Here is a 24454-nt window from a genome sequence, read left to right on the forward strand (position 1 = left end):
TTCTGCGCGTCGCGTTGGCGCGGCTCAAGGACAAAGGCGAGGCCGGGCTGGGCGCTCAGCGCAGGTGTCGCCACCAGAGCATGGCGCACAGGGCGAACAGGAGGCCGATGCGGATGGCGCCCTCGAGCGTGAGAATGACGAGAATCCACTTGAGCGGGGCGCCGCGGCGGATGGCGAAGCCGAGCATCGACACGGCCAGGAGCGCGATACCCTGGCTCCGGCCGGTGCGGGTGAAAAGGAGCAATGCCATCCAGGCCCAGTAGACGAAGAGCGTGGTGGACCAGAAGAACGCGGTGACCTCGCGGAGCCCGAGCGTGCGCGGATCGGCGCCCCGGGCGATTTGTTTCAACCCCAGGTAGCGTTCGCTGATGACGAGCTGCCACACCTCAAACAGGAGGAAGAGCGGGGCGAGGAACGTCAGCAGGTCCACGGACGGAAGGAACGCGCTTCGGCGGGCGGAGGCAAGGCGGTGGGCGGGCGACCGGGCGGCCGGCCTCGATTTGGCGCATTGGTTTTACCGATTACCCGGCGAGGGCCGCCTGGGTGTAGCGTGCCGGCGTTCAACCCATGGCAACATGAAGACAATCCTCGGAACCATGCTCCTTGCCGGGATGCTTGCATCCCTTCTCCCAACGTCGACGACGGCCGCGGAAGCCTGCGCTGCGCCCGCGATGGAAAAAGTCGGCGTGTACGATTCTCGCGTGCTGGCCTACGCCCATTTCTGGAACCCGGAGACCACGCGCGCACGAAATGAGCTGGTCCGGTCGGCCCGCCAAGCCCGGAAGGATGGCAACGACGCGGAGTATCAGAATCTCCACGACAGGATCGAGCAGCTGGACCGGCGCAATCACCTCCAGGTGTTCAGCACGGAGTCGGTGGCGGAGCTGCTGGCGGCAATCGCGCCGCGGCTGGAGTCGCTGCAGCGCGAACTCGGGGTGGTGCGGTTGGTGTCGCGTTGGGACGAAGCCGCGCTCGCGGCGGTGCCGGAGACGGCGCGGGTGGATGTGACGGACCGGCTGGCGGCGGAGTTCCTGCCGGCACCGACGGACCGGCAGCGCGAAATCATGGCGCAAATGAAGGAGAAGGCGCCGTTGCCGCTGCCGGTGGCGCGGATGATGGCCGCGGCGAACAAGCTCTAGCAGCCTGTCGGACTTTGTCCGCAGGCTGCTTATCAAAATGGCTGCGCCATTTTGGTTGAGGTGAAGGAGCGCGGAGTCGGATGGGAGCTTTTTGGGGAAAAGGGGCGGTGTTTTGTCATGCCAATCAGCCAAGTAGGCCGTCGATACGTCTGCGGCGAAAATGGCGCAAGCGAGGCGGGGGAAGCCCGGGGGCTACGCGCTCATGCTGCGCTCGGTGGGGCGCGCGGAGAACTCGCGGACTGGCGCGTAGCCGTCGGGCATGGCGTGGTCGAACTTGGCGATGAGCCGCTTGCGCCAATGCGTCGGCGTGAAGGCGTGGGCGCGCTTGTACTCGCGGCAGAGGTGGCTGGCGCTGACGAAGCCGCACTGCCGGGCGATGGCGTCGAGCTTGTACGCGGAGCTGCTCATCAACTCGTTGGCGCGCTCGAGCTGCAGACGTTGGAAGGCGGTCTTGGGGCTGGTGCGGCGGACCTGCCAGAAGAGCCGGCGCAGGTGGCTGGGCGAGACGTGAACGGCGTCGGCCACTTCGCGCACGGCCGGGTTGCGGCTCATGTGTTCGGTGTACCAGGAGATCGCGCTCTCGACCTTGAAGTTGGCCAGATCGGGCAACGCAGGTGTCTGGCTGGTGGCGAAATCGGCGAGCACGATCGTCGCGAGATCCATCAGCCGTGCCTGGAAGAACAGTGGGCTGAGGAGGCTGGGATTGACGAAGTGCGGCTCGAGCTCGGCGGCGATCTGCCGGACGCGCTCGATTTCGGCGGGGGTGAGCTCCTTGGCGAACCAGCCGCGCTCGCGGACGATCTCATCGAGCGGGTACGGCACGCTGCTGAAGTGCAGGGCGATGCGGTGGAACGAACGGTGGTCATCGCCCCAACCGTGGGAGCAGCCCGGGGCGAAGACCCACAGCGTCTTTTCGGTGAGGAGGGGGGCCTCGCCGTCGCGGAAGATCGGGCCGCAGCGGCCGCGGATCACGGCATAGAACTCCCAGTTTGTTCGGGTGTTGCAGCGGATCCATTCCTTCCAACGGATGCGACCGTTCGCGAAGTAGCGCAGCATGGGGAGAGGGGTGAGAGCGGACGTTGTGCGATATGGGGGACCCCACAACTGGAATGCTGCCGGCCAGTCCGACCAAAAAGAAGGCGCGGCCGCGGAGGACCGCGACCGCGCCTGTAACCAGGCCGGCGAACCCGAGGGACCGGACCTAGAACTTGTAGGTGAAGGACGTCTTCCAGTTGCGCGGCGTGCCGACCACGACGGACGTGCGGCTGCCGGCGGCCTGGATGTAATCCTCGTCGAGGACGTTGTTGACCATGAGCGCGACGCTCCAGTTCTTGGCGCGGTAGCTGATACCCGCGTTCACGAGCGTGCGGCCCTTGACCCAGAAGGAAGGCTGGTTGGCGACGAAGGTGCCGTTCGGCAGCGGACGGGTCGTGGTGTAACCGGTAGCATTTTCACCGGCGACGTCATCCTTGTAGTCGACGCCGACGTTCACGCCGAAGCCGTTGAGCGCGCCGGAGGTAAACTTGTAGTCGGCGAATGCGCCCCAGCTCCGATCGGGCACGCCGCGGAGGCGGACGTCGGTGACCGGCTGGCGGATCTTCATCGTGGTGAGATTGGCCACGAGGGTGAGGTTCTTGTTCACCGACCACGTGCCTTCGAACTCCCAACCCTTGGACTTGAGGTTCATGTAGAGCGCCTGCGGGAGGGCGGCCGCCTCGGCCAGCTTGCCGGCCGCGACGAGCGCGTAGTACTCACTGTTCGTCACTGCGTAGTTCTGTTGCTCGATATCGAAATGCGCGATCGAGCCGGTGAGCTTGCCATCGAAGAAGTCGGTCTTGACGCCGAACTCCTTCTGGCCACCGCGAGCGAGCTTGGCGGTCGGATCGGTGACGCCGGCGTTCAAGGAACCCGGGAGCGAACCGCCGGTGGTGTTGCGGCTGTAGAATACGGACACCTGCTTGATCGGCTTCACGACGACGCCGAAGGAGGTGGCGTTCGTGGTGAGGTTGTAGTCCGGCGAAGTCGGCAGCGAGGCCAGGATCGCGGAGCCGTTGGTGTCGGTGCGGCTAAGGGAGCCGAAGAAGCGCGAGACGCCGCCCGAAAGCTGGATCCGATTCTTCCAGAAGCCCAGGGTCTCATAGGAGAAGACCTGGAGGTCGTTCTGCAGGCCGGTGCGGTCGGTGCCGCGGTTGTCGGTCGTCAGGCCCGGCAGGATGGCGTTGAAGCTGTAGGGCGGGTAGGTGATCGAACCCAGGTTGTTATTCGGCACGTTGGGCCGTGCAACGGGCACCCAGGAACGGTAGCGAACCTTCGAGGTATTCGCGGCGAAGCCGGCGATGGTGGTGGACTTGACCCAGGGCCACTCGAACGCCGCGGCGTAGTCGTTCTTGACGTGCGCCTCGGTGTACTCGAGGTCCACCTTGCCGTTGTTGCGGGTGTAGAACCAGGTCGAGGGATCGGTGATCGGAGCGGCGGAGCCGACGAGAGTGACGGTGCCGTCCGCATTGTAGGCGGAGGTGTTCCAGTTCACACCCGGCTCGTACATGCCGGTGAAGGGGTTGCGGCTGCCGCCGCCGGCGCCGCCCACGGCGGCACTGGTGCCGCCGACGTCGATGCGGCGGATGTGGTCGGCCATGACGAAGAGGCGGGAGGTGATGTGCGAGGACAGCGTCGAAAGGAGCTCGGCGCTGATGCGCTGGGTCTTGCGGCGACGACGGTCGATCTCGTTGCCGAACTGGAAGTCCCGGGGTAGTCCGCGGGCGATGGTGGCGTAGTCATTGCTGCCGACGCTCGGATCCAGCGGCAGGCCGCCGAGGTTGGTCTCGCGGTTGAGGACGAAGTCGGCCTTGAGCGTGAGCTTGTGCGCCGGCCCGAGCTTGAACGAGAAGGACGGGGAGATCTCGTAGCCGTTACGTACCTGGCCATTGATGTAGTAGTCGGTCTTCCAGAAGGCCGCGATCAGGCGCGCGCTGATGCCGTATTTCTTCGAGAGGACACGGTCCACGTCGATGCTGACGGCGTTGGTCGCGTACTGGGCGATTTCAACGGTCAGCGAATTCTGGTTCGTGCCGGACGGCGCCTTGGTGATCGGGTTCATCACGCCACCGGGGCTGCCGCCGGGGACGAGGATGGCGTTGGGGCCTTTGATGACCTCGATGCGCTCAATGTTGTACGGCATCTGGGACATGCTGTAGCCGTCCGCGCCGGAGATGTTGGTGCCGTCGACGAACTCGGCGGACACGGTGAAGCCGCGGATGGTGTAGCGGTCGCCGCCGAACGGGAGGGTATTCTCCTGCACGGGCGTGACGTACTTCGCGACGTCGAGCATGCGCATGCCCTGGGTGTCCTGGATCAGCTCCTTGGGCACGACCGAGAGGGTCTGCGGGATGTCGAGGATGGGCATCGCGATACGGGAGGCGGAGAGCGCCTGCCGCGCCTGGTACGGATTGGATTTGCTCTCCGTGACCGTGAACTTGGGCAGCTCGACGACGTTCTCGTCGGTGGGTGGCTGCTCCTCGGCCTGCGCCCACGCGGCGGCGGGGAGGGCGAGAGCGGCGAGAGCGGTGGCGGCCACCAACCCTCGGACGGTATGAATCGAATGCAGTGCGGTTGTCATGGTTTGGGTGAGGCGTCCGCTCCGGACGGGACAACCTGAGCCGGTGCAACCCGGATTCGATCGGTGGCCGGACGCGAGGTACGGCCGGGACGAAGGGCGGGACGCGCTAGGGTTCGGGGTGTCGGGGTGGTCAGGAATCGCTCGCCTTGCGTTCGCTACGACATGCCGGGTGCAGAGGAGGTAAAGGCGGGGCGGCGCTCAGAAAATTGCACAGAACGCTCCTCCGTCCGAATTGGGCCGCGGTGGGCGCGAGCGACCGGAGTGATCAGCGGGCCAGGATGAGGCCGGTGACGCCGACGACGGCGAGAACCGCCCCGGCGTAGTATGGCGCGCGCGGGCGGCTGCCCTCGAGCCACGCGGCGAACGGTATCGTGAGCAGGGGCGCGGCGGCGACGATCGGCTGCACGATGCCGGCCGGCGTGGTGCGCAGAGCCCACTGAAAACAAGTCACGCCGAGCACGGGCCCGGTGAGCGCGTTGGCGGCAACCCACGGCGTGGCGGACGAAGCGGCGGGCGGGGTCGGCGTCCGCCGCCGCAGCAGCCAGCACATCGTGACGGCGGCAACGCCGAGTCCGCCCAGGGCACGCAGGTACGCCGCCGTGCCGGGGTCGGTGAGCACGTGGTGCGTGGCGGCGACGGCGAACGCCTTGCGGCTGATGACCACGCCGACGCCCTGTCCGAGGGCGGAGACGAGCGCCCACGCGACGCCGGCGGTCCACTCCCGGGGAGAGCGCCGAGGGAGGCTGCGCGGGAGGAGTCCGAGGGCGACGCCGAGGAGGGTGAGGGCGGCACAGGCGAGCTGGACGGCGGTGAGGCCGGTGCCGAGCCAGAGCCACTCGACGCCCGCGGCGACCACGGCGGAGACGCACTGGACGATGAGCGTGGAGAGGTTGGAGCCGAGGCGCGGGAGCGACTGGAACATCGCGACTCCGCCAACGCCGAAGCCGGCGATGCCGCCAAAGACGAACCAGCCCACGGCGGGGCCGTGCAGCCCGCGGCCGGCGAAATGCGCCCAGGCGCCGAGCAGGGAGGTGGCGACCAGGAGCCGCCAGAAGTTCGCGCGCAGGCTGCCGAGCAGGCGAGCCGCCCGATGGGCAAACACGGGGGTAAGCGCGAAAAGGAAAGTTGTGGCGAGGGCGCCGAGCATGGCGGGGGGCGGGGTGAGGCGAGCGTGGAACCGGTGGGTGAAGTCGTCCAGCGTGCCGCGCGTCGGGCGAACGCGCCGCCGCCGTGTTCACCAAGCGAGCTTCACGGCGAGCCATGGAGCGCGGCCGGGACTGGGCACGCGCTCGCCGGGCTGGAGGGACCCGCTCGCCGGCCGGGACGGCGACACCGGTGGGGAGAGATACTCGGTGTAGTTGCGATCGAAAAGGTTCTCGATCCCGGCGCTGACGCTCACGGTGTCGGTCAGCGAAAGACCCACGCGCAGGTGCCAGACGGAGAAGCCGGCGGTGGTTCCGAACAACGGGTTGTCGAGGGGGGCGGGGTTGGTGCGCGCGCCGGCAAGACGCGCGCCAAAGTCGAGCGCGCTGAGGTGCTGGCGCAGGCGGCCAGCGTAGCGAACGGCGGCGGAGGCCTCCCAGGGCGGGAGGTCGGGCAAGCCGGTGCCGGTGGCGCGGAGCCAGCCGGTGGCGCGCGCCAAGGTCAGTGGGATGCTCCAGCCGTCGGCGGGGCGCCAGGTGGCGCTGAGTTCGCCGCCGCAGAACGCGGCATCGGCGTTGCGATAGCCAAACACGACGACGCGGCTGGCGGTGGTGCCGATGGGGCGGCGCTGGATGAAGGCGTCGATTTGATACGCGTAGGCCGCGGCCTCGACCAGCAGCCAGGGCGTGCGCCAGGTCGCGCCGGTTTCAAGGGCGAGCTTGCGCTCGGCGGCGAGCGCGGGGTTGCCGAGCTCGAAGGCGTTGCCCCCGCGGCCATCGCCGCCGAGGGCGTTCAGAAACGCGCGGTAGCGCTCCGTGGCGGCGGCGGGTTGGGCGCTGAGCCCGGCGCCCAGGAAGGCGGAGAACGGGGAGCTGGGTTGCCAGCGCAGGAGGAGATTGGCGGCGCCGACGGCGTCATGGCGTGAGACCCTGGCGGCGGCCGGCCCATTGTAGGCGATGAATTGCTCCCGCACCGACCGGCCGAGCGCGGGCTGGTCGGCCGCGCGCGCGTCACTGCGCAGGGCGTCGCCGCGCGCACCGGCGCGAAGCGACCAGCCGGGGGCGAGATCGCCATTCCACTCCGCGTATAAGCCGAGTTGGGACGTGATGACGTCGGGCCAGATGTGATCACGGCCGGCACTGGTGGTGCGGATGGCGCGGCGCTGGTGCCACGAGGCATCGGCGCCGACCACCAGCGTGGCGGTCGGCGCGGGGTGCCAGGTGGAGGCAAGCCCGGCCCCGGCGGAGCGGGCGACGCTTTGCGAGAAGATGAGCGGGGAGGCCGGCCGGGCGGCGTTGGTGAGGTAGGGATCGGCGGAGGCGTACCCGATCCGCCATGACACGGCCTGGAGCGACGCCGGGGCGAGCGTGGTCCAGCGGTCGCGCAAGGCCACGACGAGCGTGTCGGTATCGCGAACGTCGAGCGGCAGCGCGAGCGTGTCCTGCCGGAGCAGCCGCCGATGGGTCACTTCGAGGCGGGCGTCGTGTTGGGCGTGCTGCCAGCCGAGTGCGACGGAGCCGCCGTGGTCCTCGTAACGAGCGGCGACGTCGCGACCTCCGCCGATGTAGTTGCCGAGCCGGTGCTGGAACAACGAGGCGTCGACGTACGCAGTGTCGTGTCGGGCGCTGACGCTGGCGACCGTGCTGAAGCCAGCGCGGCCGGCGTCGTAGCTGGACGTGAGCGAGGCGGAGTTGGCCGTCACGGTGGCCGCGCGTGATCCGCCGTGCAGGACGATGCGGCCGCCGGTGGGGACGGGACCGAGGGTGACGGACGGGAGCGCCTTGCTCACGGTGATCGCGGCGGCGGCGGTTGGGCCGAGCAGGGCGATGGGAGCGCCGGTGCGGTCGGGGGAGGCGTTGAGGAGCGGGAGACCGTCGAAGCTGGTGGCGATGCGATCGAAACTGAAACCGCGGATGCCGGGCTCGAGCGCATCGGCGCCGCGGGCTTGGCCGAACACGCCCGGCAGGGCGAGGAGATCGGCGGCGAGGTTGGGGCTGGGCGCGCGCAGGCCCTCGCGGGGTACAGGGAGCTCGAGCTGACCGACGCGCTCGCCCGGCACGAGAAACTCAGGGAGGCGTGTCGGAGTATCGCTGCTGGACGTGGACTGGCCGCCGCGGGTGGTGGCCGCGAGGAGGGCGAGGGTGGCGGCGAGCGGGAGGAGGCGACGCGTCAGGCAGGCCATGGGGCGGGCGTGCGTGGAGGAAAGGCGAGGCAGGGTGGGACGAGTATCCGGACATTATTTCCAAGTATCCGGACATTATTCCGGAGTATCTGGACATTATCCCGGTACTGATTGCCGTTGTGGTGGTTATAATTGTTGGCCTCGTTGCCTCTGTGTCCTGGGGGGTGGTGGTGAGGAGGGCGCAGACGGGAAGATGAGAGAAAGAGTAGGAGTAAGAGAAAGATATCCCGGGCCGGCGCCGAAACGGCGCCGGGGGTTGCATCCCACGTTCAGTTTTCGCGCAGCGAAGACTACGAGAACCGGGGGATGGCTGTCGCCCCCCCGGTTGGTTCGAGGAGGGCTATCGCTTGTAAACCGGGCGGGCGGTGTAGCGGGTGTGGAGGAGCTCGTGGGCGCGCTGGCCGAGCGGTTTGCCGAGGAACTCCTGATACAGGCGGATGACCTCCGGGTTCTCGTGGGAGAAGCGGATCGAGCAGTCGCGGTCATCCTGATACAGCCCGGCGGTGCGCAGCTTCCGGCGTTCGTTGTCGACGCCGTACGGCTGGCCGCCGCCGCCGATGCAGCCGCCGGGGCAGGCCATCACCTCGATGAAGTGGTAGGGCGTTTCGCGGCCGGCGTTGCGCGCCTCGCGCACGCGATCGAGCACCTGCTCGACGTTGGCGAGCCCGTGGGCAACGGCGACGCGGATCGGGGCGCCGCCGACTACGACGGTGCCTTCCTTCACGCCCTGGAGCCCGCGGATCGACTCGAGCTCGACCTTTTCGAGCTTCTTGCCGGTGGCGTAGAAGTAGGCCGTGCGGACCGCGGCCTCCATGACGCCGCCGGTGGCGCCGAAGATCGTGCCGGCGCCGGAGTAGTCGCCGAGGATGGAATCGGCGGCGCCGTCGGCCAGCTGGAGGAACTCGATGCCCGACTGCTTGAGCATGCGGGCGAGCTCGCGGGTGGTGAGGGCGACGTCGACGTCCTTGTGGCCGGAGGCGTACATCTCCTCGGTCCGTGACAGCTCATACTTCTTGGCGGTGCACGGCATGATGGAGACGACGTACATCTTCGCCGGGTCGATCCCGAGTTTCTTCGCGTAGTAGGTCTTGGCGAGGACGCCGAGCATCTGCTGGGGCGACTTGGCGGTGGAGAAGTTGTCGATGAAGTCGTAGTGGCGCTTCTCCATGAAGTCGGTCCACGACGGGCAGCACGACGTGATGAGCGGCAACTGGCCGCGTTTGTGGACGAAGCGTTCGATGAACTCGCTGGCCTCCTCGACGATGGTGACGTCGGCGGAGAAGTTCGTGTCGAACACGGCCTTGAAGCCGAGGCGCCGGAGGCCGGCGTAGAGCTTCTTGGTGAGGTTGGTGCCGGGCGGGAGCCCGAAGGCTTCGCCGACGGTGACGCGGACCGACGGGGCGATCTGGACGACGCAGACCTTGTCGGGGTCGTGGAGGGCACGCCAGACCTCGGCGGTCTCGTCGTTTTCGACGATGGCGCCGGTGGGGCAGTGGGCGGAGCACTGGCCGCATTTCACGCAGGGGGATTCGGCGAGGGTGATGTCACCGGCCGGCGCCATGCGGGTGTTGATGCCGCGCTCGAGAAACGACAGGGCCCAGACGTTCTGCATCTCCTGGCAGACCTGGATGCAGCGGCCGCATTTGATGCACTTCTGGAACTCGAGGATGATCGAGCCGGTGGAGCGGTCGGGCGGCGTGTCCTTCACGTACCGCTTGATGGACTCCATCGGGATATTGAAGTCGGCGGCGAGGGACTGGAGCTCGCATTCGCCGTTGCGGCCGCAGGTGAGGCACGCCTGGGGGTGGTTGGACAGGATGAGCTCGAGCGTGGAGCGGCGGACGTCGACGATCTCGCGGTCGTGCGTCGTGATCTCCATGCCGTTTTCGAGCGGGGTGCAGCAGGCGCGGATGAGTTTGTTGCCGCCCTTGTTGCGGACGATGCAGATCCCGCAGGCGGCGGTGGCGAGCAGGTCCTTGTGCTTGCAGAGGGTGGGGATCTTGACCTGCACCTGGCGGGCGGCGTCGAGAATGCTGGTGCCCTCGGGGACCTCGACTTCGATCTGGTTGATGCGGGCTTTGATCATGGCTTGGACCCTCCTTTCGCGGCGAGTTCAGTGGGGAGCGGCGCGATCATGGGGGGCGCCGAGGGAGGAGGTGGAACCGCAGCGCCGCCGCCGCGGCTCATCTTGCGGGCGTAGCTCGGGCCGCCCTCGATGAACGCCTGATACTCTTCTCCGAAGTAGCGGAGCGTGGAGAGGACCGGGTTGGGGGCGGTCTGGCCGAGGCCGCAGAGGGAGGCGCGCTGCATGGCGACGCAGATGCGGTGGATGAGCGGGATGTCGTCGGCGGTGCCGCGGCCGCGGGAGATGCGGTCGAGAATCTGGAGCAGCTGGTAGCCGCCGATGCGGCACGGCGCGCATTTGCCGCAGGACTCGTCGACGCAGAACTTGAGGTAGAACTTGGCCACCTCGACCATGGAGTCGGACTTGTCCATGACCAGCATGCCGCCGGAGCCCATGATGGACCCGAGCTGCTGGAGGGATTCGTAGCTGACGGGTGTCTTGAGGTGTTTGACCGGGATGACGCCGCCGGACGGACCGCCGGTCTGGACGGCCTTGATTTCCTTCCCGTCGAAGACCCCGCCGCAGACGTCGTAGATGATCTCATGCAATGTGGTGCCCATGGGCACCTCCACGAGCTGGGCATTGCGGACCTTGCCGGTGACGGCGAAGACCTTGGTGCCCTTGGAAGTGTCCGTGCCGAAGCCGGCGTACCAGGCGCCGCCGCGGATGAGGATGGCCGGAACGCTGGCGAGGGTTTCGACGTTGTTGATGGCGGTGGGCATCTGCCACAGCCCGCGTACGGACGGGTAGGGCGGCCGGGGCGTGGGACTGCCGCGGCGGCCCTCGATCGAGGCGATGAGGGCGGTTTCCTCGCCGCAGACGAAGGCGCCGGCGCCGAGCCGGATCTTCGCGTTGAAGGAGAAACCGCTGCCGAGGATGTTTTCCCCGAGCAGGCCGCGTTCGCGGGCCTGGGCGATCGCGTGCTCGACGCGTTCGACGGCCTTGGGGTACTCGGCGCGGATGTAGAAGTAACCCTTGCTGGAGCCCATCGCGTAGGCCGCGATGATCATGCCCTCGAGCACGGCGTGCGGATCACTCTCGAGCACGCTGCGGTCCATGAACGCGCCGGGATCGCCTTCGTCGCCGTTGCAGATGACGTAGCGCTGGGGCGAAGGCTGGGCGCGGGTGAGCTGCCACTTCATCCACGTGGGGAAGCCGGCGCCGCCGCGGCCGCGCAGGGCGCTGGCCTTCATCTCGGCGATGACCTGCTCCGGGGTGAGCTCAAACAAGGCGCGGCGGAGCCCTTGGTAGCCCTGCATGCGCTGGAGATAATCATCGAGACTCTCGGGATCGACGTCGCCGCAGTGGCGCAGGACGACGCGGACCTGCCGGTCCGAGGTCTTCCAGAGCAAGTCCTCGACGACGCGGCCGCCCTCGACCGACTCGCTGACGATGCGTGGGATGTCGTGGGCGAGGACGTTGGCGTAGGTGACGCCGCTGGGCAGCAACTGCACCACGGCGCCTTCGTCGTAGATGCCGATATCGAGCACGCGGACGACCGGGATGCGATCACTGAGGCCGCGGCGCTTGAGTTCCTCGACGAACGAGAACTGCAGGAACGGCGTCTTGGCCGCGCCCTCCGCACCGGTGTCGCGGACGAGCAGGTGGGTGACGGGAGCGGTGAGGGTGAGGCTGCGCTGGCGCGGGGCGACGATGTGGTCGTCGACGAGGCGGTGCCCAACGAGGTGCTGATCCGCGATTCGAAGGGCGGCTTCAGGGGTGACGTGGCCGTAGTGGATGCGGGGCAGGCCGGCGGCCTGGACCTCGATCACGGGATCAGCGAAAGAGTAGCCGACGGAGCCGGCGCGCAGGATGGGGGCGCTGAGATGGCGCTCCTCGACGTGCTGGCAGAGGGCTTCGTAGACGGCCTGGGCGCCGGCGGCGATGCCGCCGGTGTCGAGCTGGACGCGGATCCACTCGGGCGGATCGGAGACGGGCGTCCGGGCCAGGTGCTCGAGGTCGGCGCGGGTCAGCGGGTTCATTTCTTCACCTCCGTTTTCTTGGCGCGGACGGTGGCGATGTGGCCGGCGATGTCGGCCGGCTTGGCATGTCCGCAGGTCTTGCCGTCGACGACCATGGCCGGGGCCATGCCGCAGCAGCCGATACAGCGGACAACATCGAGGTGGATCTGGCGGTCGGCGGTGGTCTGGCCCTCGGCGACGCCCAGCTGCGTGCGCAGCTCGTTGAGCAGGTCGGTGGAGCCCTTCAGGTAGCACGCGGTGCCATTGCACACGGTGATGTTGTGAGCACCCGGGGGCTGCAGTTTGAAGTAGTGGTAGAAGGTGATGACCTCGTAGATGCGGGCCAGCTTCACCCCGAGCTCGCGGGCGAGCTCCATCGCGACCTCACGCGGCACGTAGCCGTGCTGATTCTGGATCGCGTGCAGAATCATGATCAGATTGCCCTCTTCGTCGCGCCACCGGGCGACGTGGTTCTGGACGTCGCGGCGAATCGTGGTGTCGAGTTTGGACTGAATCCGCCGCAGGCGCTCGAGTTTCACCTCGACCATGCGGGAGATCTCGTCGGAGACCTCGCGGGGAATGAATCCGTGTTTCTGAACGAGTTGATCGAGGAGATCGATCAACGCGGCTTCGTCGCGTTTCACCAGATCGGGTTCGGCGCTGCTCTCCGCGAATCTGGGGTGTGATGCGGTGGGGTTCATGACCGAAAACGGTGACAGGGTGGACCGGGGGCAAAAGGTTAGCCACTCGCAACGGCCCGGCGGACGAAGTGTTAGGGGAGATAATCTTTAGGATGATAGCCTTGCATCCGGCGGCGGCTGAAATTGTCCCACGTAAACAGAAAATGCGCATTGCGCGCCGCCGGGCGGGCCGGCAGGTAAACGGAGCATGAACGCGGCCCACGAGCGGAACCGGATCTGGAAGGTGGTGACGGGCTGGTGGGGGCGACGGACGCTGCGTTTTCGCCTGGCGCTTTGGTATGCGGCCGGCGGGACGGTGCTGCTGACGCTGTTCAGCGTGACGCTGTATCTCTTTGTGAGCGCGCGGATGGCGACACCGCTGGACGGTGAACTCCGGCGCGATTTGGGCATCATCCAGCAGCGGCTCAGCGTGAGCACGGACGGACGCCTCTGGTGGGCGGGCCGGCCCTTGCCGGAGCGCGGGGCATGGGGGACGCAGAATCCGTGGTTTGAGCTGTGGGATGATGAGAGCCGGCTGGTCACGCGCATGTGGCCGTTCACGGACAACCGCGTGGAGCAGATGCCCGCGGCGCCGGTGCGCGGACGGGAGACGATCTCGGTGTTCAACGTCGCGCAGGACCTGCGGCTGCGCGTGCTGTCGGTGCCCTACACCGGGCCGGGGGGCGACACGTCGTGGATGATCCGTGTGATGCGCGTGCACGAACCGGCGGCGGATGCGCTCGGGGCGCTGCGGTTGATCATCCTGGTGGCGCTGCCTGTCGTCGTGGCGCTGCTGGTGATCGGCGGCTATGTGCTGACGCGCCGCTGGCTCGCGCCGTTGAACGAGATGGTGGCGGAGGCGAACCGGATCACGGCGGACAACCTCGGGCGGCGGCTGCCGACGCCGAACCCGAATGATGAGCTCGGCCGGCTGGCCCGGGTTTTCAACGAGACGCTGGACCGGCTGGAGGCCTCGTTCACGGCGCTGGATCGTTTTGTGACGGATGCCTCACACGAGCTGCGCACCCCGCTGACGACGCTGCGGAGCGTGGGGGAAGTCGGCCTGCGGCGCGGCCGGTCGGTCGAGGAGTATCGCGAGATCATCGGGAGCATGCTCGAGGAGGCGCAGCGGCTGCAGGTGCTGATCGAGCGCCTGCTGGAGCTGGCGAGCGCCGAAGGCGGAGCCGCGGTGCCGCATCCGGCGGAGGTCCGCGTCGACCAGGTGGTGGCGGCCAGCGTGACGGAGCTTGGGATCCTGGCGGAGGCGAAACGGCAGCAGCTGCTCGTGGAGGCGGCGCCCTGTGCGGCGGTGACGGACGCGGTCCTGCTGCGGCAGGCGCTGCAGAACCTCATCGACAACGCGATCAAGTACAGCGCGGAAGGTGCGACGGTGACCGTGCGGGTGCAGGACCGGGAGACCGAGGTGCGGATCTCGGTGCAGGACGAGGGTCCGGGCATCAGCGAGGCCCATCGATGCCATCTCACGGAACGCTTTTTCCGGCCGGACCGTTCGCGGGGGCGCGATCGGGGCGGCTTTGGCCTGGGGCTCTCGATCACGAAGGCCTACATGCGCGCGTTGCGGGGCGCGCTGGATTACGAGCCGGTGCAGCCGCACGGCAGCATTTTCCATCTCACGCTGCCGAAATGAGAGTCCAGGCGACGGGCTACTGGCCCTTGGGCCGGAACCGCCGGATTTCGATGTTGGGCAGGTCGGCGTAAAACGCCTGCACGTCCGAGAGCGGCGAGATGATCCACGGGATGGAGAAGGCGGCGCCGTTCTTGGTGAAGACGAGGTCGTCGGCGAGGTAGACGCACGAATGGATGACGACGGAGTCGGGCCGGACGAACATGATCAGGTCGCCGAGCCGGGGTTCGCCATAGACCGGGTAGTACTGGTCGAGGATCGTCTGGCGCACCACGTCGATGTCGGCGAAGCGTTCGTCGGGGTCGGCGTTGGCGAAGTTCAGCGACGTCCAGTGACAGTCGTGGTTGGCGTCGGCGGGGCGGTCGGAAGGGAGCGGGTAGGTGTAGACGTGCTGGCGGGCGAAGCGGGGGAGCAGGTGAACGATGTCGATGGAACCGCCCTGCGGGCGGCGGGCGAGGGACTGGAGCAGCGGGGTGAGATCCTTGCTCCGGCCGCCCCGGCCCCAGTACTCGGCGATGGCGCTGACATCCTGGCCGGGGAGAATGCGGAGCTGGACCATGAGGGCGGACTTGCGCGCGAGGGTCTTGATGTAACGGGTGCGTTGGGCGGCCGAGGTGAGCATCGGCAGCACGATGCGGTCGTCGGCGAAGCACATCACGTTGCCGCGCGAGTAGAAGAGCTGCTGGGTGAGCGTCACGACGGACTCGGGCAGTTCCGCCTGATCCAGCCAATGTGGGGCATCCTGGATGCGCAGCCGGAAGGGGTTGGCTTGGGAAAAGTTTTCCGGCCACTGCGCGAGAACGGCGTAGAGGTGGGCGCGGCTGTCGGGGGAGAGGCCGATGATGAAGTCGGCCTCGGGGTGCAGCAGAATGCCCTCGGGGTGGCTTTCGCGATGGGTGGGGGCGGTGAGAAACTCGCGCTGGGCGGAGGTCAGGTGGGCGGCGTCGGCGAGGGTGGCGAGCATCGCGTCCGAATAGCCCTTGAACAGCCACGGGCGGATGCCGTCCTGGGCGGCGTCGTCGGCGACGAACTCCTCCGGCGGCTCGAGCAGGATGCGCGCGTACTCAAGCTGCCCCCACGGGCCGGGGTGGCCGGCCTGGACATCGCCACTGGCGGCGGGCGCGGTGGCGACCGGAGGTGAGGCCGGGGCGGTGGCGTGACGCGCGCGGCCGTGCAGGATCCACCCGGCGAGCAGGATCCAGGGGGCAAGCAGGAGCAGGCTGAGTATCCAGAGACCGGATCGCGAGAGGTGAAACTGGACACTGCGATCGGCGGGCATGTTGGTGCTCAAGAGCATGCGGCGGGGGCGGGGCTGCCAAGCGTGAAACCCGCGGGATGGGAGGTGGAACACTACGCATGCGCGCAAACAAAGAGGCCACGGCGATCCGCCGTGGCCTCCCCGCAACCGGCAGGGGGATCCGGTCGCGCTGGTGTGGGGTTTACTTGGCCAGCGGAACACCCATGACCGGCGGGCCTTTCTGGTGCTCCGTGTCCGGGGAGTGGCCGGGCTCCGGCTGCGCCGGAATCCGCATCAGGTAGAACGAGCGGTAGACGAAGAAGAGGGCGACGACGAAGAAGACGGATCCGATCAGCGTCTTCGCCAGCTGGTCTTCCATCGTGACCGCGATCTCGACGGCGAGGAGGCCGAAGAGGGTGGTGAACTTGATGACCGGGTTCATCGCGACGGAGGAGGTGTCCTTGAACGGGTCGCCCACGGTGTCGCCCACGACGGTGGCCGCGTGGAGGTCGGTCCCCTTCTCGCGGAGCTCCACCTCGACGATCTTCTTGGCGTTGTCCCACGCGCCGCCGGCGTTGGCCATGAAGATGGCCTGGAAGAGGCCGAAGAACGCGATCGCGACGAGATAGCCGATGAAGAAGTAGGCGCTGAAGAACGGCAGGGCGAGAGCGAGGCAGAACACGACGATGAAGATGTTCCACATGCCCTTCTGGGCATACACGGTGCAGATCCGCACGACCTCCTTGCTGTCGCCTGCGGAGGCGGTGGTGGCATCGAGCTTCATGTGCTCCTTGATGTATACGACTGCCCGATACGCGCCGGTGACGACGGCCTGGCAGGAAGCGCCGGTGAACCAGTAGATGACGGCGCCGCCCATGAGCAGGCCGAGGATGATTTCGGGCTGCACGATGGACAGGCGGGTCACGACGTTGCCGAAGAGGTTTTCGAGCAGCATGATGATGCCGAACACCATGGTGGTGGCGCCGACGACGGCGGTGCCGATGAGCACGGGCTTGGCGGTCGCCTTGAAGGTGTTGCCGGCGCCGTCGCCCTTCTCGAGGAGGTACTTCGCGTGTTCGAAGTCGGGGGCGAAGCCAAACTGCTGTTCGATCTCCGCGGCAATGTTGGGCCGCGCCTCGATGCGCGACAGCTCGTACACGGACTGGGCGTTGTCGGTGACCGGGCCGTAGCTGTCGACCGCGATGGTCACGGGGCCCATGCCGAGGAAGCCGAAGGCCACGAGGCCGAACGCGAAGATCGGCGCGGCGAACAGGAACTTGTCCGGCATGATCGAGAGCAGGCCGGCGTGCTGCGAGAAGTAGTACGACGTGAACATCAGCAGCATGATCGCGAGCCCCATCCAGAAGGCAGAGAAGTTGCCGGCGACGAAGCCCGACAGGATGTTGAGCGAGGCGCCGCCGTGCCGGGAGCAGTTGGTGACCTCCTTCACGTGGCGGGAGTTCGTGCTGACGAAGATCTTCGTGAACTCCGGAATGACGGCACCGGCGATCGTGCCGCAGCTGATGATGGCGGAGAGCACCCACCAGAGGCCGGGGTGCAACCCCGGTTGATGGGCGAGGAGGAAGTAGGAGGCGGCGAAGGTGATCGCGATGGAAATCGCGGAGGTGAGCCACACCAGGTGGGTGAGCGGCGCCTCGAAGTCGAAGTCCTTGCGGTGGGCATAGAGCGCGCGGCTGATGACCTCGTTGACGAAGTACGCCGCGAGTGACGTCACGATCATGAGCGCGCGCATGGCGAACAGCCACACGATGAGCGTCGCGCAGACGACCGGGCTCGCCGCGAGGGCGAGGGCGAGGAAGGCGATGAGGGCGACGCCGGTCACGCCATAGGTCTCGAAGCCGTCGGCCGTGGGCCCGACGCTGTCGCCGGCGTTGTCGCCGGTGCAGTCGGCGATGACGCCCGGGTTCTTCGGGTCGTCCTCCGGCAGCTTGAAGACGATCTTCATGAGGTCGGAGCCGATGTCGGCGATCTTGGTGAAGATGCCGCCGCAGATGCGCAGGACGGAGGCGCCGAGCGACTCGCCGATGGCGAAGCCGATGAAGCAGGGCCCAACGAGGTTCCGCGGCAGGAACATCAGGATGCAGATCATGAAGAACAGTTCGACGCACACGAGGAGCAGGCCGACGCTCATGCCGGAGCGGAGCGGGATGCCGAGGGTGGCGAACGGGTGGCCCTTCAGGCCGGAGAAGGCGGTGCGGGAATTGGAGACGGTGTTGATGCGAATCCCGAACCAGGCGACGCCGTACGAACCGAGGATGCCGAGCACGGAGGACAGCAGGATCACGAGCACGTGGCCGAGAGGCTCCCCTTCGAGCACCTTGAAGTAATAGAAAATGCAGGCGGCAATGAGCAGCCAGAGGAGCGCGAGAAACTTCCCCTGGGTGAACAGGTAGGTCTTGCACGTCTCCCAGATGGAATGGGAGACGCTGGCCATCGATTCGTGCACGGGCAGCGCCTTCGTCTGGCGGTATTGCACGATGCCAAAGGCGGCGCCGATCGCGCAGAGGGCGATGCCGCCGTAGAGGAGGGTTTCACCGCTGATGCCTCCGAGGCCTTCAAACCGGACCTGAGTCAGTTCCGGGATCTTGATGTTCGCTTCGCTCGCGCGAAGGAGGGTGGGACAGAACGCAACCATGCCAGCTGCGCCCAGTTTCAGGGAGTCGCCGAGGTTCATAGGAGGGAAAGCAAATTTCCGGTTGTGGGCCGGATACCCGCCACAGGCGCGGGTAAGGGGGTGACCCCTTTCTGGCGATGCTCGCGCGACGCGGCCAGCTTTTAGTGGCGCGCGGGGGCGCGGGAAACCCCGAGTCCTTGGTAGGGATTGCGTTGATGCGGAAGATCGGGCGGCGGTTGCCGCGGGGCGGGCGGCATGCATCCGCGGCGTCACGACGGCGCGGGTCCGCGATGGATACGGTCGGCCGGCGGCCGACGGCGGCGAACCTCAGGAGGCGGCCGGGGTGGCGGCGCGACGGCGCCGATAGCGATGCCAGCCGAGGAGGGCGCCGCACGCGCTGAGGAGGATCGCGCCGTACGTGCCGGGCTCGGGGGTCGGACGGATTTCGTGGTCAAACCAGCCCGGCCAGGTGTTGTCGACCCAGGTGGTGGTGTTGCCGTTGCCGCCGATCGGATTGGGGAAGGTGATCTGGTCGAGGGGGGAGCCACCGTTCTGGTCCTGCCCGCCGAGCGTGCCATTGTTGATCGTGCTCAGCACGTACCAGATCGTGCTCTGGGAGGCGTTGTTCGCGGTGCTGACCCAATTGACGACCTGGATCTTGGCGTTGGGGTTTTGGATGTCCAACACCCCGGAGGTGAGGGTGGTGCCGCCGGAGCCGCCGAAATCCAGGATCGTGTCGCCGGTGATGATGATCTTGCCCACGGTCACATTGCTCCCGCCCAGGTACACGGTGACAGGGGCGCTGTTGTCGCCCGCGCTGCCGCCCGCGAGGACCAGGGTGAGGTTGGAGGCGTTGATGCTGCCGTTGAAGGTGAGCGAACTGTCACCGCTGATCTGCAGGGTGCCGGCGCTGGCGGAGTTGATCGTGTTGTTGTTGAACACGGCATCGCCGGTGACGTTCACGGTGCCGCCGCTGGCGATGAGCAGGGAGGTGCCGCTGGCCGCGGTGAAGTTGCCCGTGTTGAGCGTGCCGCCGGTGACGCTGATCTGGCCCTGATTGAGGGCGACGGTGCCGATCGAGCCGCCGCCGCCGAGTGTCAGGATGCCGTTGGTGCCGCTGACCGCGCCGCCGTTCTTCACCAGGTTCACCTCGTTGATGGCGCCGGAAATCTGCATGCCGCCGTTCTGGGTGGCGGTGCCAACGGTGAGCGTGCTGCTGCCGTTGCCGGTGAGGCTGCCGCCGATCGTCAGCCGCGTGCCGGTGTCGGCCGTGAGGAGCGAGGAGGATGCGAGGGAGACCGACCCGTTGAAGAGGTTGGCGCCGGCGGTATTGCGGAGGGCACCGGCGCCGCCGAAGCCCTGGCCGTTGAGGACGACGGTGCTGTTGACGGTCGCGAGGTTGCCGCCGGCTCCGGTGTTGTCGAAGGCGAGGGTCGCGCCGTTGTCGACGATCACGGTGTTATTGGTGCCGAGGGCGGTGTTGCTGCGGGCGCTCAGGACGCCGCCCTGGACGCTGACGTTGCCGCTGAAGGCATTGCCGCCCGAGAGAATGAGGGTGCCGTTGTCCTGTTTGGTGATGCCGGTCACGCCGGTGCCGATGTCGCCACTGACCGTAACCGTGCCCGCGCCGCCGGTCTGGAGGCTGCCGCCCGAGCTCGAGTTCATGTTGCCCGACAACGTGAGGGAGGTGCCGGCGTCCGCGGCGATGCGGGCGTTGGTGGTGGAAAGGACGGTCGAGCCGGTGATGGTGTTGTTGCCGGCAACGTTGTGGAGGGCGCCGGCGCCGTTGTAGCCGGTGCCGGAAAGGGTGAAGCGTTCGGCAATGGTGAGGTCGCCGTTGGTGGCGTTGCTGAGCTCGACGGTGCTGCCGGCGTTCACATAGGTGCGGCCCAGGTTGGAGCCGAGCGCCTTGTTGTGCTGCACGCTGACCACGCCATCCATAATCGAGAGCGCGCCGGTGAAGCTGCTGTTCCCCGTCAGGAGCAGGGTGCCGGATCCGTATTTGTCGATCTGGCCGTAACCGCTGAGTGCGGCGGACACCGTCAGGTCGTACTGGGCCGCGCTCGAGTCGTTGACCGTGAAGAAGTGAGTGCCGGAAGTCAGGACCACGTTGCCGCCGATCGTCGCGCCGTTCGGATTGTTCGTGGCGTCGTAGGTGACGTCGTGGCCCAGCGTGAGGGTGCCGGTTCCCATCGTGATCGCCGCGGTGGAGCCGGCGGCGCCGCCACCCATGATGATGTCACCCTGCGAGGTGGCGCTGTAATTCCCGAGCGCGAGGGTGCCGGAATAGATCGTGATCAGCGAATCGGTGTTGCGCGTGGGCAGGGCGTTGGAGGCGCCGAGGGCGAGGGTGCCGGTGCTGGAGCCGCCGGCCGTGCCGATGGTGGTGTTGCCGTAGTAGTAGTTACCCGAGTTCGCGAGAATGACCGTGCCGTTGCCCGTCTGGGCAACGTTGAGGGGGTAGGTAAAGTTCAGCGTGTCGTTGATCTTGCCCGTGACGTTGATCGTGGCCCCGCTGGCCGCGTCGAATGTGAGGGTCGTGCTGGCGGTGGTCGTGCTCGCCAGGTCGATGCCGCCCGACAGGTTGAGCGTGCCGCTCTGGGCCCCGATCGTCGTGTCGGCGTAGATCAGAATGTCGCCGGTCTGCGTGTTGGTGCCGGAGACGTTGTACAGGGCGCCGTTTCCGCTCACGCCCGAGCCCGAAAGGTCGAGCGCGGCGGCGTTGGTGATGCCGCCCATGAGGCCAAGGGAGGCGTTCGGGCTCACCGTCACGGTGGCGCTGCTGGACCCGAGGGCGGAGCTGTTGGCGGCGATGAGAGTGCCGCCGACGACGTTCATGGCGCCGTCGAAGGACGAACTGGCGCCGGAGAGAGTGAGCGTGCCGGTCCCGGCCTTGGTGATACTGGTGGCGGTATCGCCGGTGAAGACACCCTTGTATTCGGTGATCGCGGACGAATTGACCGTGAGGTCGTGGGCGCTGCCGAGAGCGATGGTGCCGCCGTTGCCGCTGAGCGAGCCGACGGTCTGCGCGGCGTTGTTGAGGTTCAACGTGCCGCCGTTGACGACCAGGCTGCTGGTGGCGGCGGCCAGCGATGCGCTGGCGTCGACGGTGAGGGTGCCTTCGCTGAGCGTGGTGGTCCCCGTATAGGAGTTGTTGCCGGCAAGGACCCAGAGTCCCGTGCCGGTCTTGGTCAGGCTCGTCTTGCCGGAGGAAGGATCACCGATCGCGCCCGAGACCGTGTTGAGGGCGGTGCTGGTGCCCGTGAGGGTGAGGGTGCGGTCACCGGTTCCCGTCACCTGGATCGTGCCGGCGAGTTGGAGGGCACCGGAGCCAGTGGAGGCAAGCGTCGCGCCCGCGGGGCCGAGCCGGAACGTGCGGTTGGTGTATCCGGTGCTGGCGCCGGTGTACTGCAGCGTGCCACCGTCGATCGTCAGGGTGTTGCTGGCGCTGCCGAGGGATCCGATCGAAGCGACGGAAAGCGTGCCGGCCGTGACGCTCGTGCCGCCGGTGTAGGTGTTGCTGCCGGAGAGGGTGAGAACACCGGTGCCGGTCTTGGCGATCGAACCGCCGCCGCCAATGTTGCCACTGGCGGTCATGGCGCCCGAACTCGAGACATCGAACGACAGCGTCGTGTTGGTCGTGACGTTGGCGTTGCCCGAGAGGGCGAGTGAACCCGTGTTGGCGACGATGGTGGCGTTGCCGGAGGTGGTGAGGGCGGCGGACACGGTGCTGGTGCCTCCGGCGTTGTAGAGGGCGCCACTGCCGCTCACACCGGTACCGGCCAGGGTGAGGTTGCCGACGCTGAGGGCGGAGCCGTTCACGCCGACCGCGGCGCCGGAGGAGACGGTGGCGCGGGCGCTGGTCCCGCCAAGGGCCCCGGCGCTGGTGGCAAGCAAGGTGCCCGCGGTGATGTTGATGTTGCCGGCGAAGGACGAACTGGCGCCCGAGAGTGTCAGGGCGCCGGTGCCGGTCTTGGTAAAGGACGTGGTACTGTCTCCAGTGAATGCACCGGCGAAGGTACTGCTACCGGTTCCGCCGGCGGTCAGACCGATGCCCGAGCCGAGCGCGATGGTGCCGCCACCACCCGATAGGGAGCCAACGGTCTGGTTGGAGAGAAGACCGAGCGTGCCGCCGTTGACCACGAGATTGCCCGAGGTCGCGCCCAGCTTGCCGGTCGCGGTGACAATAAGGTTGCCGGCGGAGACGGTGGTGCCGCCGGTGTAGTCATTTGCGGCGGTGAGATAGGTCGTGCCGCTGCCCGTGTTGGCGATGCCGAGCGAAGCGCTCGTGAGGGAGTCCGAGATCACGCCGCTCGCGGTGATCACGCTGCCGGTCGCGGCGTTCAGCGCCAGCGTGCTGCCGCTGGTGACGGTGCTGGCGAGATTGACGGTGTTGCCGAGGGTGAGGTTGCCGGCGGTGCTTCCGATGGTGGTGTCACCCAGCAGGGAGATCTTCCCGACGATGTTGTTGCCGCTCACGTTGTAGAGCGCGCCGCTGCCGCTGCCTGAGCCGGCGAGCACGATGCTGCCGGCGGCAAGGTTGATGCCGCCGGAAACGCCGAGGGCGCCGGAGGAGGAGACATTGGTCGTTGCGCTGCTGCCCCCAAGGGCGCCCGCGCTCGAGGCGATCACGGTGCCGCCGGTGATGTTGACGTTGCCCGCGTAGGAGGAGCTGGTACCGGAGAGGGTGAGGGTACCGGAGCCGGTCTTGTTGAGGGATGAACCGCTGGTGCCGGTAAGGTTGCCGGCGAAGGTGTTGGTCGCAGTCGAGTTGACGGTCAGTGCCGTGGACGAGCCGAGGGCGAGGTTACCCCCGGTTCCCGACAGGGCGGCGACCGTCTGGGCGGCGTTGTTCAGGGTAACGGTGCCCCCGTTAATCACCAGGCTGCTCGTGGCGGCGCCGAGACTTCCCGTGGTGGCGATCGTGAGGCTTCCGGCCGAAACGGTTGTGGTGCCGGTCTGGGAGTTGGTGCCGCTGAGCGTCAGGCTGCCCGTGCCGGACTTGGTGAGCGAACCGGCGCCGCTGATGTTTCCGGCGTACGACGCGGTGGTGGAGGAGTTGACGGTCAGGACGTGTCCGCTCCCGAGCACGATATTGCCGCCAGTGCCGCTGAGGGCGCTCACGGTTTGCGCGGCGTTGTTGAGCGAGAGGGTGCCGCCATTGACCGCGAGGCTGTTGGTTGCCGCGCCCAGCGTTCCGGTGGAACTGACGACGAGATTGCCCGAAGTAACGGTGGTGGTGCCGGAGTAGGTGTTGGCACCGCTGAGGGTCCAGGTGTTGGTTCCGGTCTTGTTGAGGCTGCCGCTTCCCGTGATGGCGGAGGTGACTCCGTAGGCCCCGGTACCGTTGCCGGTCAACCCGAGGGTAAATCCGTTCAGGGCGACGTTGCCGGCGATCGTAAGGCTCCCCGCGTTGCCCTGGAAGCTGGTGGCGGCGCCAAGGCGCAGGCTGAGCCGGTTGTTGCCCACGGTGTTTGAGAACGTGCTGTTTCCAACGATCCCGTAGCTTCCGAGGGTCAGTATCCGGTTGCTGGTGGCAGTAATCGAGTAGGCGCCCGTGGCTCCATTTCGAAATTCCAGCCCGGAAATGCTGCGATTCTGGTCGACCGTCACCGTTGCGCCCGTCCCCCGGAAGGAGGCAAAGTTGGTCGTGATCGAATTCGCAGGTACGGTGTTGCCGCTCCAATTGGAGGCCTTCGTCCAGTTGCCTGTCTTCGTGGTGTTGCCCCAGTAGACCGCGGTTTGCGCAAAGGCCGACGATCCGAACACACTCGCGATCGCCACGCCGAGGCCACTGACGAGCAGGGTTGCCAGGCTATGGGTACGGAACAGCCGCGAAAGCGCCGGCTTTCGAGTCGAAGCGCGGGCAGGGACTATCGGAGTGCGCGGCATGTCAGCGGGAGAGTCTCACCTTCATCGGTCCGGCGCCCAGGGTCAACGATCAAATTAGGGTGTACCCCCTAGGCTGCCTGGGTGACAAACAGCTGCATTTACCTCTGAAGCGCGGGGGAAACTCCCGATCTTTGCCCAAAAAAGGGGTGGACTTTCTGGGGGGATGTACCTAGGCCGGTTGCGGATCACTTCCTTTAAC

13 protein-coding genes are annotated in these 24454 nt (G+C 67.3%); 2 read left to right on the forward strand and 11 right to left on the reverse strand.

Annotation, left to right across the window (positions count from 1 at the left end):
- Positions 1–55: 55 nt before the first annotated feature.
- Positions 56–430, reverse strand: a complete 375-nt coding sequence (locus tag DB354_RS08805; protein ID WP_107835087.1) for a hypothetical protein — start codon at positions 428–430, stop codon at positions 56–58.
- A 145-nt stretch (positions 431–575) separates the two neighbouring features.
- Here DB354_RS08805 and DB354_RS08810 point away from each other — a divergent pair, with 145 nt between their 5' ends.
- On the forward strand, positions 576–1139 hold the full coding sequence (locus tag DB354_RS08810; protein WP_107835088.1) for a hypothetical protein: 564 nt from the start codon (positions 576–578) through the stop codon (positions 1137–1139).
- Between the two features lie 192 nt (positions 1140–1331).
- Here DB354_RS08810 and DB354_RS08815 read toward each other — a convergent pair whose 3' ends face one another.
- The 7 genes from DB354_RS08815 to DB354_RS08845 all read right to left on the reverse strand — a co-directional run bounded on the left by DB354_RS08815 (position 1332) and on the right by DB354_RS08845 (position 12867).
- Positions 1332–2195 carry an AraC family transcriptional regulator gene (locus tag DB354_RS08815; RefSeq protein WP_107835089.1) on the reverse strand — a complete coding sequence of 288 codons (864 nt, stop codon included), beginning with the start codon at positions 2193–2195 and terminating at the stop codon, positions 1332–1334.
- Positions 2196–2340: 145 nt separating this feature from the next.
- Positions 2341–4755: a TonB-dependent receptor plug domain-containing protein gene (locus DB354_RS08820; RefSeq protein ID WP_146180163.1), complete on the reverse strand. Its 2415-nt coding sequence runs from the start codon at positions 4753–4755 to the stop codon at positions 2341–2343.
- Positions 4756–5020: 265 nt separating this feature from the next.
- The gene (locus tag DB354_RS08825; protein ID WP_107835091.1) at positions 5021–5902 is read right to left on the reverse strand and encodes a DMT family transporter; all 882 of its coding nucleotides are present in this window, start codon (positions 5900–5902) and stop codon (positions 5021–5023) included.
- 87 nt (positions 5903–5989) lie between these two features.
- Entirely contained in the window at positions 5990–8080 is a 2091-nt protein-coding gene (locus DB354_RS08830; protein WP_107835092.1) for a TonB-dependent receptor, read from the reverse strand.
- Positions 8081–8420: 340 nt separating this feature from the next.
- Positions 8421–10166: an NADH-dependent [FeFe] hydrogenase, group A6 gene (locus DB354_RS08835; RefSeq protein ID WP_107835093.1), complete on the reverse strand. Its 1746-nt coding sequence runs from the start codon at positions 10164–10166 to the stop codon at positions 8421–8423.
- Positions 10163–12187 carry an NADH-ubiquinone oxidoreductase-F iron-sulfur binding region domain-containing protein gene (locus tag DB354_RS08840; RefSeq protein ID WP_199226816.1) on the reverse strand — a complete coding sequence of 675 codons (2025 nt, stop codon included), beginning with the start codon at positions 12185–12187 and terminating at the stop codon, positions 10163–10165. Before DB354_RS08840 ends, DB354_RS08835 begins: the two co-directional genes overlap by 4 nt.
- Entirely contained in the window at positions 12184–12867 is a 684-nt protein-coding gene (locus DB354_RS08845; RefSeq protein ID WP_199226817.1) for an NAD(P)H-dependent oxidoreductase subunit E, read from the reverse strand. Before DB354_RS08845 ends, DB354_RS08840 begins: the two co-directional genes overlap by 4 nt.
- A 187-nt stretch (positions 12868–13054) precedes the next feature.
- On the opposite strand from DB354_RS08845, the gene DB354_RS08850 reads away from it, so the two are divergent.
- Positions 13055–14494, forward strand: coding sequence for an ATP-binding protein (locus DB354_RS08850; RefSeq protein ID WP_107835094.1), 1440 nt, complete (start codon positions 13055–13057; stop codon positions 14492–14494).
- 16 nt (positions 14495–14510) lie between these two features.
- Here the strand turns inward: DB354_RS08850 and DB354_RS08855 are convergent, their stop codons facing one another.
- The 3 genes from DB354_RS08855 to DB354_RS08865 form a co-directional block, all read right to left on the reverse strand.
- The gene (locus DB354_RS08855) at positions 14511–15788 is read right to left on the reverse strand and encodes a hypothetical protein (protein WP_107835095.1); all 1278 of its coding nucleotides are present in this window, start codon (positions 15786–15788) and stop codon (positions 14511–14513) included.
- 142 nt (positions 15789–15930) lie between these two features.
- Complete coding sequence (locus DB354_RS08860) at positions 15931–18384, reverse strand: sodium-translocating pyrophosphatase (RefSeq protein WP_343205572.1); 2454 nt, start codon at positions 18382–18384, stop codon at positions 15931–15933.
- Between the two features lie 306 nt (positions 18385–18690).
- Positions 18691–24255 carry an autotransporter-associated beta strand repeat-containing protein gene (locus tag DB354_RS08865; protein ID WP_107835097.1) on the reverse strand — a complete coding sequence of 1855 codons (5565 nt, stop codon included), beginning with the start codon at positions 24253–24255 and terminating at the stop codon, positions 18691–18693.
- Between the last annotated feature and the right edge of the window lie 199 nt (positions 24256–24454).

Origin of the sequence: Opitutus sp. ER46 (assembly GCF_003054705.1) — a bacterium.
GTDB lineage: Bacteria > Verrucomicrobiota > Verrucomicrobiia > Opitutales > Opitutaceae > ER46.